This is a genomic window from Alicyclobacillus sp. SO9 (genome assembly GCF_016406125.1).
Taxonomy (GTDB): domain Bacteria; phylum Bacillota; class Bacilli; order Alicyclobacillales; family Alicyclobacillaceae; genus SO9.
In genome coordinates, this window is the sequence record NZ_CP066339.1 from 1,269,678 (window position 1) to 1,284,159 (window position 14,482).

General features: G+C 49.4%; 11 protein-coding genes and 1 pseudogene. 9 read left to right on the top strand and 3 right to left on the bottom strand.

The features are described 5' to 3' along the window. Positions 1 to 7 precede the first annotated feature (7 nt). The 5 genes from GI364_RS25095 to GI364_RS05660 all read left to right on the top strand — a co-directional run bounded on the left by GI364_RS25095 (position 8) and on the right by GI364_RS05660 (position 4,932). Positions 8 to 139, top strand: a complete 132-nt coding sequence (locus tag GI364_RS25095; protein ID WP_255524601.1) for a hypothetical protein — start codon at positions 8 to 10, stop codon at positions 137 to 139. 254 nt (positions 140 to 393) lie between these two features. Next, a complete protein-coding gene (gene lysA / locus GI364_RS05645) occupies positions 394 to 1,728 on the top strand; it encodes a diaminopimelate decarboxylase (RefSeq protein ID WP_233096146.1) in 1,335 nt (444 codons plus the stop codon). A gap of 180 nt (positions 1,729 to 1,908) precedes the next feature. Beyond that, a complete protein-coding gene (locus tag GI364_RS05650; protein ID WP_198852713.1) occupies positions 1,909 to 2,805 on the top strand; it encodes a DMT family transporter in 897 nt (298 codons plus the stop codon). Next, entirely contained in the window at positions 2,798 to 3,262 is a 465-nt protein-coding gene (locus tag GI364_RS05655; RefSeq protein ID WP_198852714.1) for a gamma-glutamylcyclotransferase family protein, read from the top strand. Before GI364_RS05650 ends, GI364_RS05655 begins: the two co-directional genes overlap by 8 nt. 140 nt (positions 3,263 to 3,402) lie before the next feature. After that, positions 3,403 to 4,932 carry a fumarate hydratase gene (locus GI364_RS05660; protein WP_304503172.1) on the top strand — a complete coding sequence of 510 codons (1,530 nt, stop codon included), beginning with the start codon at positions 3,403 to 3,405 and terminating at the stop codon, positions 4,930 to 4,932. A gap of 38 nt (positions 4,933 to 4,970) precedes the next feature. Here the strand turns inward: GI364_RS05660 and GI364_RS05665 are convergent, their stop codons facing one another. Continuing rightward, on the bottom strand, positions 4,971 to 5,147 hold the full coding sequence (locus GI364_RS05665) for a hypothetical protein (RefSeq protein ID WP_198852715.1): 177 nt from the start codon (positions 5,145 to 5,147) through the stop codon (positions 4,971 to 4,973). A gap of 1,597 nt (positions 5,148 to 6,744) precedes the next feature. Here GI364_RS05665 and GI364_RS24840 point away from each other — a divergent pair. From GI364_RS24840 to GI364_RS05685, 4 genes and pseudogenes are all read left to right on the top strand, one after another. Beyond that, positions 6,745 to 8,055: pseudogene (locus GI364_RS24840) on the top strand (pyrimidine-nucleoside phosphorylase); the annotation flags it as partial. Positions 8,056 to 8,118: 63 nt separating this feature from the next. Next, positions 8,119 to 8,661, top strand: coding sequence for a cytidine deaminase (gene cdd / locus GI364_RS25330; RefSeq protein ID WP_370541850.1), 543 nt, complete (start codon positions 8,119 to 8,121; stop codon positions 8,659 to 8,661). Positions 8,662 to 8,760: 99 nt separating this feature from the next. Next, on the top strand, positions 8,761 to 10,632 hold the full coding sequence (gene pepF, locus GI364_RS05680; RefSeq protein ID WP_233096025.1) for an oligoendopeptidase F: 1,872 nt from the start codon (positions 8,761 to 8,763) through the stop codon (positions 10,630 to 10,632). A gap of 124 nt (positions 10,633 to 10,756) precedes the next feature. After that, entirely contained in the window at positions 10,757 to 11,821 is a 1,065-nt protein-coding gene (locus tag GI364_RS05685) for a GNAT family N-acetyltransferase (protein ID WP_198852716.1), read from the top strand. 10 nt (positions 11,822 to 11,831) lie between these two features. Here the strand turns inward: GI364_RS05685 and GI364_RS05690 are convergent, their stop codons facing one another. Both GI364_RS05690 and GI364_RS05695 read right to left on the bottom strand, forming a co-directional pair. Then, positions 11,832 to 13,412 (bottom strand): two-component system sensor histidine kinase NtrB, encoded by a 1,581-nt coding sequence (locus tag GI364_RS05690; protein ID WP_198852717.1) that lies wholly within the window; start codon positions 13,410 to 13,412, stop codon positions 11,832 to 11,834. A 258-nt stretch (positions 13,413 to 13,670) separates the two neighbouring features. Continuing rightward, on the bottom strand, positions 13,671 to 14,474 hold the full coding sequence (locus GI364_RS05695) for a pyrroline-5-carboxylate reductase dimerization domain-containing protein (protein WP_198852718.1): 804 nt from the start codon (positions 14,472 to 14,474) through the stop codon (positions 13,671 to 13,673). Positions 14,475 to 14,482: the final 8 nt, after the last annotated feature.

The window sequence follows — 14,482 nt, forward strand, 5'->3', positions numbered from 1 at the left end:
TGTAAAGATGTACGGAGTATTCGGAGGATACACACGCTGGGCGGTTGTGTTTCTCATCATCTTCGTTCTGTTCTTCCTGCTCGTACCTGGCTATGGATATGGCGCGGGAGCAGGTGCTGGTGCCGTAGGCGGCTACTAATAAGCAAGCAACAAGATGACTACATCCGTCGACTACTATCACAACGCGTACACGTTCATGGAGTTCGTGCAAACGCAAATCAGTTGCAAATCTCTGTTTCACCCGCCCACAGAGGGCGGGATTTTCGTGTTGTAACGCTTTTTGCCGGCTGACTTTCAGGTTGACATCTGTATAATTATCCTTAAAATTGAATGCATTCTATCAGGGCGGTGAGTAGTTTGGAGTTTCCAGAAACGAGAGTGTTTCCAGGAACCATGCAGATCTCTGAGGACGGACAACTTTATATTGGCGGCTGCAGTACCACACAACTTGCCCAAACATATGGTACACCTTTGTTTGTTTATGATGAAGACTTATTACGAGCAAATATCCAGGCCTTTCACAAGGCTTTTCAGCAGTTTGATGTGGATTACAGCGTGGCTTACGCTTCCAAAGCGTTTTGTACAAAAGCCATTATACAACTGGTACAGGAAGAAGGCTGTGCACTTGACGTCGTTTCAGGCGGAGAGTTATACACAGCTTTGGCGGCTGGTATGAAGCCGGAGCACATCCATTTTCACGGCAATAACAAGACAAGAGACGAACTGGAGTATGCTGTGGAGCAGAGCATTGGTACGGTTGTCGTAGACAATTTTGATGAATTGATTCTGCTAAACAACATTGCCAAGGCTAAAGCAAAGGCAGTACGAATCTTGTTGCGAATTTCGCCCGGCGTGGAAGCACATACCCATGAATACATTGCGACAGGGCAACAGGACAGCAAATTTGGCTTTGACTTGGAGTCCGGTCAGGCGCATGACGCAATAGTTCGCTTGACCGAATTACCACACCTTCAATGCATTGGGTTGCACGCACACATCGGATCACAGATTTTTGACAGCCGAGGTTTCATGGAGGCGGTGTCCAGACTTGGCAAGTTGTTTGATGAAGCACAGCGGCTGGGTCTGGACTTTCCTGTTATGAATCTTGGCGGCGGATTTGGTATTCGATATACGGATGAGGACCATCCCATTCCAATCGTAGACATGATCCGTGACACAGTTCAAGCTGTCATCCAACATTTTGCGGAGAAAGGCCGCCCGTGCCCGGAAATCTGGGTGGAACCCGGACGCGCCATTGTTGGACCGGCGGGTGCCACGCTCTATACAGTCGGATCACGAAAACAGATTTCCGGCATCCGCAACTATGTTTCCGTTGACGGGGGCATGGTTGACAACCCGCGTTTGGCGCTGTACGGGGCCAGATACGAAGCGTTGCTGGCCAATCGAGCCAATGATACGGATGACGGCATCTGGTCTGTTGCGGGTAAGTCGTGTGAAAGTGGAGATATGTTAATTTGGGATATTCCGCTGCCTCATCCTCAGCCTAATGATATTTTGTGTGTACTTTCAACGGGTGCCTACAATTATTCGATGGCAAGTCACTACAATCGCATTCCTCACCCCGCGGTGGTTTTTGTTCGAGACGGTAAAGCACGGAAGGTGGTTCGCCGCGAGACGTGGGAAGACGTTACTCGGTTTGACTGTGATTGCGATGATGAACCCGTTTCACTTGCTGCGGTCAGTGCCAGTGTAAATGACGAAGTGTAAGAAGACGAAGTGTAAGAAGACGAAGTGTCAGTCGTAACGATTTATCCCTAGAATGTTCTTTGTCTTGGCAACACGACGGTACTTTTGAGTGTTAGTATAGAGACGGGAGCACATGTCAGTCTGCCCAAAAAGGGGTGTTTCTGGGCCTCATTTCGTATGCAGCTATGAAGGTGGTGGACCATGCCGTTTGTGGCACTGTTGCTGGTCAGCGCATTATGGGGAATTCACCCTGTGGTAGGGAAAGTGGCTGAGCAGGAATTAAATCCAACCGCATTGACGGTGTGGCGCTTTACGCTTGGAGCCCTTTGCTATTTGCCTTTTTACGGACGTTTTCGGAGATGGTTCCAGTTATCAGCGCGAATGGTGATTTTTCTTGGCTTGGGCACCCTGTGCTGGGCCATGCTGTATCCCTTGTTTTACTATCAGTCGTTACATGACTTACCGCCTGTTGAGACTTTACTTATCATCAATACAGCTCCGCTTCTCGCCGCTGTGTTTGGATGGATGTTTCTGCGTGAACGGCTGACGGGTCGGGAGTGGAGCGGAATTACCTTGTCTTTTCTCGGTATTCTTGTGCTAGTCGCAGGAGAATGGACAGGAACCCATCACATCCTTGGTGTTGTTTACGCTGGTTTGGCAGTGTTGGCTTTTTCCGCCTATACGCTGTTGTCCCGCGTCATGTTTAAAGAGTTACCGTTATTGGATGTGCTGGTGATGACATCGACAACCGGTGCTGTAATGCTGTGGGTGTACACTCTTGTTACGGGTCAGTTCGTACCCACTGCAAACGCTTTAGGCGCTTTGACAGCATCCGGCTGGATGCAACTTTTATACATTGTCCTGTTTGTAAGTACTTTGGCGTACGCCTTGTATGGGTATGGGTTGCGGCGCGCACCTGCTGGAATTGGCTCAGCCCTAACCTTTTATCCACAAGTGATCTTTACAGCGCTGGCCCAATGGCTTTGGCTTGGCCAGGCTCCAACGGGTCTGACTCTGATGAGCGCTGCTGCAATTCTTGGCGGTACAGCGCTTGTCAGTTTGCGCTTGAGAAAGGGGGAATCTGAACCAAGTGGCTGACGATCTCGTTCTATATTTCGCATTTGGATCATGCATGAGCCCACAGGACTTTCAGCGGACGGTACCGCAGTTTGAGATCCTCGGCCCGGCAGTATTGCAGGATTACAAAGTAGCGTTTACCCACTATGCAGCGGGACGTGCCGGCGGTGTCGCAGATATTGTGAGCGCACCTGGACGGCAAGTTGAAGGTGTCCTTTATCAGTTTCCTGTTGTGTATCTTAGTAGACTTGATGAACGGGAAGGTGTTCCCGAAAATACTTATGAACGCATCACAGTGGACGTCTCCCTCAATCATCAAACAAAATCTGCTGTGACGTATACCATTGTTACGAAGTCGGAGACTGAATTGGCACCGAGTAATCTCTACCGTGATATCATTCTTGACGGAGCTGCACTGCTCAGTGAAAATTACCGGCGACAGTTGCGGGAGCATATGGAGCAGTTGCAATCGGAGTGAGGGATTTTAGCTTTTTTGGCTTTTTTGGCTTCGGGAGTCAATCGCTGAGTATTGAGTTTTGGTGCGTGTTTCAATGCTGTATTTGAGTTGGTCCACTGCATTCGCATGCGGGTTAACCAGACAGGAGAGGGGAACAGATAATGCTGACAGCCAGACAACAGAGTTTGTTGGACTTAATTGTAGAGACATCCACCAATCTTCCGCCAGATGTAAGGCGCGCTTTGAAAAAAGCTCAAATTGAGGAAGAGACAGGAACGCGGGCCTCTCTTGCCCTGAACACGATTGTCGACAACATTGTGTCCGCTGAGGAAGACACTCAGCCAATTTGTCAGGATACTGGAATGCCTACGTTCATTGTCCATACTCCAGTCGGTTTCAATCAAATGGACTTTTCAAAAGACATTGAGGTTGCAATACAGGAAGCTACAAAGCTGGGGAAATTGCGTCCGAACTCCGTCGATCCGTTGACAGGCAAGAACACCGGGGACAACATCGGCCCTGGGACACCTGTCATTCATTATCACCAATGGAATCGTGACGATGTAGAAGTGAAATTGATCCTGAAAGGCGGCGGATGCGAAAACAAAAACATCCAGTATGCGCTGCCGACGGAATTAGAAGGCTTAGGACGAGCCGGCCGTGATTTAGAGGGAATTCGCAAGTGTATTCTTCACGCAGTGTATCAGGCTCAAGGATACGGCTGCAGTGCTGGCTTCATCGGCGTAGGCATCGGCGGGGACAGAACTGCAGGCTATGAACTCGCCAAGGAGCAGTTGTTTCGCCCGCTGGAAGACACCAACCCCAATGAGACCCTGGCCAAGTTGGAAGAGTACGTCATGGAGAAAGGCAATCAATTAGAGATTGGCACCATGGGATTTGGCGGCAAGGTCTCCCTGCTTGGCTGCAAAATTGGCGTCATGAACCGAATTCCTGCCAGTTTCTACGTATCTGTGGCTTATAATTGCTGGGCCTTCCGTCGCTTGGGTGTCATCATGAATGCACAAGACGGAACGATTACGAAGTGGCAGTATCGTGACAAGCCGGAAGGTATGGAGCGTCCAGAAGGCAGTTTCGATGAAGACAGTGCCATTGTTTTGCAAGCTCCTGTATCCGAAGAACAGATTCGCAGCTTAAAGGTCGGCGATGTGGTACTCATTAAGGGTGAAATTCATACCGGCAGAGATGAGTTGCATAAATACCTGATGCAAAACGACGCGCCGGTAGACCTAAGAGGCGGTATTGTGTATCACTGTGGGCCCGTCATGCTGCAGGATGATGACGGGAACTGGCAAGTGAAGGCAGCAGGACCCACTACAAGTTCCCGTGAAGAGCCTTATCAAGCGGACATTATTGAGAAGTTTGGATTGCGGGCTGTTATTGGAAAAGGCGGTATGGGACCGAAAACCTTGGCCGGCCTGCAGAAAAGCGGCGCAGTCTACCTGAACGCAATTGGCGGCGCAGCACAGTACTATGCACGCTCAGTGAAACAGGTCAAGAGTGTCGATTTTCTTGAAGAATTTGGAGTTCCAGAAGCCATGTGGCACCTTGAAGTAGAAGGATTCCCTGCAATTGTCACAATGGATGCCAACGGCAACAGTCTGCACAAAGAAGTGGCAGATGGTTCCATGGTAAAACTCGTTGAATTAAAGGACGACCCGGTTTTGATTTAACAGCAATCCTGTTGTGAATTGTTAGGGCTGCGTTGTTCTCACGGACAACACAGCCCTAATTTTGTAGTGCGAGCAGCAACTCTCAGCATGGCAATGTACCTGCTGCCTGCTGCCACTGAGCCTTGAGCATTTGAAACACACCGCTCGCGCGGATTGCCAAGCCGATGGTATGCCTCCATGGCAAGCCGCCCTCGTTCCCTGCCTGCAACGAACAATATACGATTCTCCTGATGCAGTTGCTTTTTTCATCAAATCCAGTGACTCCTAATGATTCTATTCATACCGTTCATACCATTTATGGTGTGGATCCCGTTGCCCTCGTTGCCCCTGTTGCCCCGGTGCTAGGTCTGGGACCGGTGCCAGGGCTGGTGCTGATGAGGGGTCAGGCTCGGTGAGGCTGTTAGTGACTCGAAAGATCATTATTGGCGGATGTCGCGATGCCTTAGTGATCGGAAAGATCACTAAGGCCACCTGACCAAGGTATTAGTGTCATGAATGGACACTAAACTCCCGAGCGTGCGGCGGGAGCGTAGGTAATAGGAATCAACGGGATCCCTATTGTAGAGGGACCGCTGGCAATAGTGAGAGAATCGATCACTAATGCTTCACCGGTGCCGTGATAGGGAGCGAAAGGATCACTAACCGGCAGGAGCGAGAGCAAACTTGCCTATAACGGGAGCTTGGAACGGTTCGCTGCCGGCCAGGACTGGGTGAGCGAGGCAGTTAGTGATCGCGATGATCCTTAATGGTGCTGGCCCAATGGGATTGTGATCCCAAAGATCATTAATGTCAGGTTGCCCAAGCCATTAGTGTCATGAAAGGACACTAATCTGAGTAGAGTCAGGGGGGACGTGGATTATAGGGATCAACGGGATCCCTATTGTAGAGGGACCGCTGGCAATAGTGAGAGAATCGATCACTAATGCTTCACCGGTGCCGTGATAGGGAGCGAAAGGATCACTAAGCAACGGCATCACGAACCAACTCGCCAAAATTCACGCCCGCATCAATTTAACGGGTTCTAAGTGTATGAGGAGCATTTTCCCGCCCGTCTTTTTCGCCAATATCGTTCGAACTCGCGGACCCCAGCGCGGTGCTGCCGAGACTGGGATGGGGCTGGAAACGGAAGGAGCAGAGACAAAGCGACCGCGTAGAGAGGACCGCCGGGCAGATGGCTGAGCAGGAGGTGAAGACGCGATCGCGGAGAGGGAGGACTAGGACCGTGGGTGGCGACGACTTCGAAGTATAACACCAGAGTCGAGGAAAATAGAGATCCGAGAGGTGCTTATCGTCTAAAATCAGTATCCGACCATCCAAATAAACCGCTGAGACAAGCTTATTTCCAAGTTTGTCTCAGAATTCGACAGCCATTGGGGTGGTTAAGCACTTGGGAGGAGCTTATTTGTATGGGCATAGAGCCTCAAGCCCATATAAGCGTCCCAGGGATCGCTATTTGTGCTGACCAGCTTCACGGGATCACCCACCGTCACAGTCTCGTCACATCTCAACTGCGTCAGGTGCCCATTTGTGGCGGATTTGTGAAGGGAGTGCTCTAGGAGTGCTCTAAGAGTGCTCTACCTGGGGCGGTCGATTGCTCCTCTCGTTCCGGCTGGAACAATGCTGTTTTCCGTTGGTGGAGTGTTTGCGTGAAGTGACTTGTGAAGTCACGATGGAAATGAAGTACAATACAAGGACACACGGATGCTATGTGGGTAAAAGCAGTTATCGCGAGCCTGACAGCAAAGGCTGCGGTTTTAGCTTGGATTTCAGTGAAGTAAAGTGAAAAGGTCATGACTTTGGGGGATTGTCCAAATGACTGAGCAAGTGGATGCACAGAACCTGATTCATAAGAAACGAACAGGAAATGCCTTGACGGATGCCGAACTGCAGAACCTGATTCGAGCCTACGTCGAGGGACAAGTTCCTGACTATCAAATGAGTGCGTTTGCGATGGCTGTTTGTCTTAACGGAATGTCTGATATGGAGACTACGGCCTTGACACTAGCCATGGCACATTCCGGCGATACGCTGGATCTGACATCCATTCCGGGTATTCCGGTGGATAAGCACAGTACCGGCGGCGTCGCAGACACCACGACGTTAGTGCTGGCCCCTCTGGCTGCGTCCATTGGCATTCCAGTAGCAAAGATGTCAGGGCGCGGCCTCGGCCACACAGGCGGAACCATCGACAAACTCGAATCCATTCCAGGTTTTTCGACGCAACTTTCCACTGAAGAGTTTCTGCGTCAAGTCCGTGAAGTTGGCATTGCCGTAACAGGTCAGACGGGCGATTTGGCTCCCGCCGACAAAAAACTCTACGCATTGAGAGATGTCACTGATACGGTTCAATCCATTCCACTCATAGCAAGTTCAATTATGAGTAAAAAATTGGCTAGTGGTGCTAAAGCAATTGTTCTTGACGTAAAAGTGGGCACAGGGGCATTTATGAAGACGGAGGCTGAGGCTCGCAAACTAGCCGAGACGATGGTCAACATCGGACGACTGGCAAAGCGCCCGGTGACTGCGGTGCTGACAAGAATGGATGAACCTTTGGGGCGGGCTGTCGGAAATGCCCTGGAAGTACGAGAAGCCATTTTGACTTTGCGAGGGCAAGGGTCTCCCGAGTTACGAGAACTGTGTCTCGTGTTAGGAAGTGAGATGGCCGTATTGGCAGGCAAGGCGGCGGATATAAAAGAAGGAAGGAGATTGCTCGAGGACGCATTGTCTTCTGGAATGGCGCTGAAAAAGTTTAAAGAGTTTGTTGTGGCGCAACACGGTGACTCAAGAGTGGCAGACGATCTGACGCTGCTTCCGCAAGCCAAAGTCGTGAAGTATCTAAAAGCGGACGTGGACGGCAGTGTGCAAGAAATTATTGCCGATCAACTGGGATTAGAAGCCATGCATTTGGGTGCGGGAAGAGCCAACAAAGAAGACCGGATTGATGTCAGTGTTGGCATTGTGTTGCACCGCAAGACGGGACACCCAGTGGTGAAAGGGGAAGTCCTTGCCGAAATTCATGCAGATTCCGAGGAAGCTGCACAAAGAGCACTGGATGGGGTTCGTGCATGTATTGTCATTGGCCCGATGGCTCAGTTCCCCACTCCTTTGGTGATTGACACCATCCGTTGGGTGAATTCGAAGACACCCGAAGGGAGTCGACGCGCTTCGGACAAAGTCGATGCCGCGATGAATAAAAGGGAGAGCAAGAGAATCGTCGCGAGCGAGGAAACAGTGGAGAGCAAGCGTCAGGTTCGGGAAATCAACAAGGATGAGTCAGGAGAGTCAGAAGAGTCACATGAATCAAAGGGATCCCTCAGTGCATCAGACCCGTCTTTGCACTTGCTCCACGAAGCAGAATCAGCTCTTAAAAAGGCATATGTTCCCTATTCCCATTTTCCTGTTGGCGCCGCTGTGCAATTGGCAAATGGTCAAGTGTTCACGGGATGCAACATCGAAAATGCTTCTTACTCACTGACAAATTGTGCTGAGCGTACCGCTGTGTTCACTGCAATCATGAATGGACTATCTCGTGATAATCCTCCAGTAGCGCTGGCGGTCACAGCACAAAGCAATGTACCAGTGGCCCCCTGCGGCGCTTGCAGGCAGGTTCTTGCTGAATTTTGTCCTCCGAGCATGCCTGTCTATTTGAGCAATGTTAACGGTGACACAAAGTTTACAACTGTAGGAGACCTGCTTCCGTACGCCTTTGACAGCAGTCAGATGGAGTGATGTCAATTCCATTGTGACCTTTGCCAGGTTGCTGCGTAAGCTGGTGTTTCAGTGTACAGTATAGGAATAAGATGTAATTCAGGAAACGGAGGTTGTCTAATGTTGATGGGAAACAATCATTTCGTAAATCACAGGTTGGACAGTGCAACAGATACAGAAGGTACCGCAGGAAAACTGCCGGCACGCGAGGAAGTCAGCGCTGCATATCGCTGGCGGCTGGAAGACATTTATGAGACCCAGGCGCAATGGGACGTAGATGCCAAGACTGTGCAGGAACTGGCAGCAAAGCTTGCTGCACTGCAGGGGAAACTCTCTGAGTCATCAGCCGTTTTGTTGCAAGCACTACAACTCGAAGATCAAATCGGAGAAAAAATTGGCCGATTATTTGCCTTTGCAAAAATGAAACGCGACGAAGATAACCGAAATACTACATACCAAGCACTGACAGACAAAGCGATGTCCATACTCGTACAGCTTGAGTCTGGCAAAGCCTTTCTCGTTCCAGAAATTTTAGCTATGGAAGAAGCGAGACTCGAAAAATTCCTTTCAGAGAACGAGCAACTACAACTGTATCGATTCATGATTGACGAGATTTTGCGGGAGAAGCCGCATGTACTTTCCGCAGAGGCCGAACAGTTGCTTGCAGCAGCAGGTGAGGTGACCGAGGCGCCAAGCCAGATCTTCACAATGTTCAACAATGCGGACATGACCTTTCCGATGGTCAAAGACGGTGACGGCAACGAGATTGAACTGACTCACGGTAGATTTATGCAATTGCTGGAAGACCCAAATCGTGAAGTTCGCCGCGAAGCTTTTGACAAAATGTACAGCACCTATGTCAAAAGTAAAAATACGTTGGCGTCCATTTACGCAGCCAGTGTTAAAAAGGACGTTTTCTATGCTCAGGTCCGCAACTATGAATCAGCTCGGCAAATGATGCTTGATGGAGACAATGTACCGCTGTCCGTATACGACAATCTGATTGCAGCGGTCGATGAGGCACTGCCGGCGCTGCACAAATACATCGGTTTGCGCCGTCGGATTTTGAATTTGGATACAGTTCATCCCTATGATTTGTATACGCCGATTGTAGGCGAGTTAAATGAGAAAATTCCATATGATGACGCAGTACAGACCGTTATCTCGTCACTGTCCGTGTTAGGTGAGGATTATCAGCGAATTGCACGGGACGGTTTAGCGGGCGGATGGGTAGACGTGTACGAAACAAGAGGTAAGACAAACGGCGCTTATTCGTGGGGTTCATACGGCGTACACCCATATATTCTGTTAAATTATCAGGATTCTCTCGACAACATGTTTACGCTTGCTCATGAACTCGGTCACGCTATGCATACCTACTTCTCTAATGCGTCACAGCCTTATGTTTACTCCAACTACACAATTTTTGTGGCGGAAGTTGCTTCCACCTGCAACGAGGCGCTGCTTTTGGACCATCTGCTGCAGACGACGGATGACAAGCGCCGAAGAGCATATCTAATAAACCATCAGCTCGAATCTTTGCGAGGAACGTTATTTCATCAAACCATGTTCGCTGAATTTGAAAAAGCGACTCATGAAAAGGTTGAACAAGGGGTTCCATTAACACCGGAAGTTTTGAACCAATTGTATTACGACTTGAATCAGAAGTATTATGGGTCAGCGGATTCTGTGGTGGATAAGGACATGGAAATTGGCTGGGCCCGGATTCCCCACTTCTACCGAGCGTTCTACGTCTACAAGTACGCAACAGGAGTATCGGCGGCAACAGCATTGTCACAGAAAATCCTGCGCGAAGGGCAGCCAGCCGTAGATGACTACTTGTCTTTCTTGCGAAGCGGTGGTTCGGACCAACCCATCAACTTGTTGAAAAAGGCTGGAGTCGACATGGAATCGCCAGAGCCAGTTCGGGCAGCGTTGCATCAATTCTCACAACTTGTTGACGAATTGAGCCAGTTGCTTGATTCCAACTAAAAGGCAGACTAGACTGTAAGACGTTGTTCTAAGTCTTCTTCGTTTTTTGGCGGCTGGTATCGCTTCAAAACGGTTGAGAGAGGTATAACTCTTTATTATGGATAAAATCGGGAGAAAAGTTGTTTTGACAGTTTCATTTCTTGTGGCCGCAGTTGCATTTGCGGCCGCGTTCTTGTTTCATCAATCTCTTACACCTATACCGCTTTGGGATAAGGTTGCAATGAGTTACGGCGGTGTGTTTTGCGTTTTCTGGTTCTTTGACACGGCAGGGAAGAAAGTATCCAAGAAGTTTGCCGGTGATGACGAAGAACCCCCTCGGCCAGCACCTCGGCCGCCGTCAGACACCAGGCAGCGGGTTGTTCTTCCTGGGGAGTCGCGGTATTCCAATGAGGGGTCTTCGTATGAATCTTTTAGTTTGACACAGACCCCCGAGGTCTCTTTGCAACCGGACCGTGAGCCGTGGATTGGTGACAATTCAGGTCAGGGGAGAAATGCTTCTCCGTCTCTTTCCTTGGAACGTGTGCGCACTCACCAAAAATTGCAGTGGCAAGAAATGTTGGACGTGTTCGCAGGCGAGATTTTAGCCCTTGACGGCGTGATGCCAGAAACCGATGAGGAGGGCCATGCAAAGGACTGGAGAGCAGAAAAGCTTCTTACTGCAGAAGGAGTCTACAGTTTTTGGATTGAGCTTGACAACGAGAAGATTGGAACCATTGTAGGCAGGATAGTGCAGAAGAATACAGCGGATACAGCAAATGATATCGAGAACGATGCGGATTCGAGTGCGAATGCGAAGACTCATGCGGATACAGCCTCGAAAAAAGCTGACGTGAAAACTGACGATGCAGTTGCGAAGTCGGACGTGAAAGCTGATGCGGTGGTGGAAATTCGAGTTGTTTTTGTACACACAGCCTGGCGGAGACGTGGAATTGCCCGGGCAAGTCTGGAGAAATTGACGGAATTCCTCTTGTTGCTGGAAGAGAGCTGTAAGCTCCACTGTGAGATTTCAGACAACAACTACCGAGCCCGGCGGTATCTTGAAGCCTGCGGGTTCAGGGCAGAGGCAGAGAATGCTGTGAACAATCAATTGAAAGAGCGGCGTCAAAGGGACTTGGAACATACCAAATTGGATGACGAAAAATCCCTCACCACAAATTCGCGTCAGATCTGGATACGTGTCATCTCGTGAACACAGAAAATTAACCCGCTGACTCGGAAATTTGCCTGGGATTTTTCAGAAGTTCCAGCGTGATTCTAACTGTTGTACCCTGATTGGGTTGGCTTTCAATTGCGATTTTGCCTCCGTGATCTTCGATAATACGCCGAGAAATAGCGAGTCCCAGTCCCGTTCCGCTCTCCTTGGTAGTAAAAAACGGCTGGAATATTTTATCCATCTCCTGTTTCGGTATACCAATACCTGTGTCGTGGATCTCGATGACACAAGCCGCGTCCATCTGTTTGACTGCGAGTGTCACCGTTCCTCGATTACTGGTACATGCATGCAGTGCATTTTGGACGACGTTTAGCAACACCTGCTTCAGATGATTCGCATCTCCCCAAGTCCACAACGGTTCGTCACTCATGTCCACTTCGAAGTTGACACCGTGTAATGCCGCTTCCGGTTGTGTAAAGTGGACTGCTTCGCTGACTGCTTGGGAGAGATCGATGCGGTTGTACTCTGTTTGTACCGGTCTGGCCAGTGACATAAAGTCCTTTACCAGTGCATTGATTCTATCCAACTCCGTCACCGTCAAGTCCAGAAATCTTCGCTCTTCGACGTCACTAATCCGCTCTGTAAACAACTGTAAAAAACCTTTGGCTGCTGTCAAAGGATTCCGAATTTCATGAGCAATTCCAGCCGCCAGCGAAGTAAGTGTAGACATCTTTTCCATATCTTTCAGTTGTGATTCCCATCGTTTGTGCTGGCTTAAATCGTGAAAGAGACCCAGCGTTCCTTTACTTTCTCCTTTATGGTCTGTTAGTTGGCGAATATCCACAAGATAGGTCCGCCGATCAATTTGCACCTCTTCATGCAACGGAGCCCCGTTCAGTGTTAGCGATTGCATCTGCGTTCGAGCAGTCTCGCTAATTGGAATCGGATGGCGTTCATCCAAGACGGACGAGCTTTCGTCGGTGAAAATCACGTGATAATCCAGCTGACTGATGAGACTGTGGTGAATCCGCGTAATGTTTCTTTTTGTCTCTTCAAGCTCCATCCAGTTGGACAATGCAACACTTGACGACTGCAACAGCATTTTCGCTGCAGGTAACGTGTCTGCCTGAGGGGTCGCAACAGCCAATACGCCGACAAGTAGACCACTCTCTCTGAACTCTACTTGAACTCCAGCCCAATTCCAGGATTGCCACTGTGACGAAGAATCGGATGAGCTATAAATCGTTGTATCTGATTGTTCCGCCAAAGTACATGCAATTACATTTTTTTCGTCAGTGCAGTCCCCTGCGACAATCCCCGGTCCAATGCCAGCTCGGTGAAGAGACGAAATGACACTCTCATCCCCGAAGTCTGCGAGCACAATTCCATAAGGATCGCTGACAAGAATAGCGCATTGAAAACTGTCCATCGTCGCAAACAGACGTTTGAAGTGTTTTTCCGCAGCCTTTACGAAAATAGCATTTGCTGTACGCCGGGACTCAAGTTCTGATTGAATTACGTGTTCGGGTTTGTGTGACAGGAGGGATGGTTGAAAGACGACTTCAGAACGTCTCCAAGGTTCCGCCGCAGATTTACGGCGGGATTGCGATGACCCTCTTTTTACCACTTTTGAACCCACCTATTCTTTGTCAATGTATCTGTTACTTTGTCAATGTATTGGTTCATTTGTTATAGTACACAATTGTATTATCCTTTTTTTGAAGAAGAAGAACAACCCTTGGGAGAAGGAATAGTCAGGATTCGACAAAGGTTCTTAGTCTTCGCCGAATCCTGGAAGTGTTTTATAGATCGGTGTGTGATGCAATCAACGGTGCGTGATGCAATCAACGATGTGTGTAGCAATCAAGGAAGGTCAGCGGGGGGGTCACGCGCTCCCTATTTTGACCGCACCAGAACTTGGGCGGTGTCCTTGTGTTGCTTCGTGCAAATGTACAAACAAATCTTGTGTATTTCGATGAAGGGACTTAACTCCGGTTTCGGTTACCCCTCCTGGGACAGACACCTTTTCGACAACTTCGGAAAGTGTCATTCCCTGCTGTAGAAGTTCCGCCAGCCCAATGACCATTTTTGTGAGCAGGTATTCTGCTTCACCGTGGCTGACTCGTCCTGTGCCGGACGCAGCTTTCGCCCACTTGCCAAGCAACAGGGATAAAAACGCGGGGCCGCAGCTTGCGAGATCGGAAGCGATACGGATTTGTTCCGGATAAACCACATAGGGTGTCGCAATCTTTCTCAACAACTCTTCAAACTCTTCTTGGCTCTCGTCGTCAAAACGACCTCCGTAATTGACAAGTATAACTCCACTATGCGCCGTTTGTGTGATACTGGGAATCACTTTTGCGACCTTTGCTTTCGTGAAGCTCTCCATTGTGTCAGATGGGAGGGAACTGATGGTTGTAACGAGCATTTGATGAGGATCCATTTGTGGCCCAATACGTTGAAACAGCTTCAATCCGTCAGCATACTTAGTGCATACGAATACGATGTCGCTGTGACTTGTCAGTTCCTGAACACTTGAGGAGATTTTAATAGTGGTGGCGTCTTGTTGCAGTTTCTTTGCCTTTGCGGTTGTACGGTTAAAGATCCGCACAGTCAGGTCCCTGTGTGCCGCAAACGCTTTGGCCAGCATTCCTCCCATATTGCCGGTGCCAATCACGCCGATGTTCATGGCTCTCC